Below are 568 nucleotides of genomic sequence, written 5' to 3' on the forward strand. Positions count from 1 at the left end.
AATCTCAGTGGAAACTACGCGCCCTCCCGGGTCAGTTCTGCGTGGAAATCAACACAGCAGGATCGTTGCGAGCTTGCGGCTCACGGCAACGATCGCCTTCTTCATCGATCTCCGTTTCGCGATCCTCAAACCCCAGGACGTCAAGGGCGACATGACCCGCGCCCGCCCGAGAATGCTCGCCGCGGCCTCGAAGAGCATGACGCGCACCCGCGGATCACCGGCCCTGGTGATCCGTCCGGCGATATCAGTCTTGCCCGATTGCCACCTTCGCGGGGTCAGTCCCGCCCAGGCGCCAACATCCCTGCTGCGTGGGAAGCGGTCCGGGTCATCGACGGCACTTCGGAAGGTCAGCGCCACGATCACGCCCACACCCGGGGTCGTCATCAGCAGCCGTGTCACGGGATCGGACTTCGCGAGTGCCATGAGCTGGCCGTCGAGGCTGGCAAGTTCGTCAAGGAGCAGGGCTCGCACCCGCACATGGCGTCCACGATGCCCTCGAGGACCGGGTTTCCGTCGGCAAGTTCGCGCGCCCGGGCCTCCCACGTCTTCCGCGTCACAGATCCCATCT

General features: G+C 65.1%; 1 protein-coding gene. It reads right to left on the minus strand.

Features of this window, described 5'->3' with window-relative positions; all coding sequences use genetic code 11:
* Positions 1–48: 48 nt before the first annotated feature.
* The coding region (locus FG154_RS20735; protein ID WP_246100495.1) for a transposase at positions 49–568 on the minus strand (520 nt) is incomplete at its 5' end.

It is taken from the genome of Cereibacter sediminicola (assembly GCF_007668225.1).
Lineage (GTDB): Bacteria > Pseudomonadota > Alphaproteobacteria > Rhodobacterales > Rhodobacteraceae > Cereibacter_A > Cereibacter_A azotoformans.